Below are 263 nucleotides of genomic sequence, written 5' to 3' on the forward strand. Positions count from 1 at the left end.
CACTTCCCGGAAAAATTGATCCCCCTGGTGATCCTCAACGCCCTCGGGGGCAAGCCACTGCCGGTGTACGGCGATGGGCTGCAGGTACGCGACTGGCTGTTTGTTGAAGACCACGCCCGTGCGCTGCTGACGGTAGTGACCGCAGGCGTGGTCGGCGAGACCTACAACATCGGTGGACACAATGAGCAAAAGAACATCGAAGTGGTACGCAGCATCTGCAGCCTGCTTGAAGAGCTGGCGCCAAAGCACCCGGTCGGTGTAGA

General features: G+C 60.1%; 1 protein-coding gene. It reads left to right on the forward strand.

What is annotated here, in order from left to right:
* Window positions 1–263, forward strand: a 263-nt coding sequence (locus tag AC0L3U_RS39565) for an NAD-dependent epimerase/dehydratase family protein (protein ID WP_473365144.1), incomplete at both ends; no start/stop codon positions are given.

The sequence above is a fragment of the Bradyrhizobium sp. Kon69 genome (assembly GCF_055807515.1).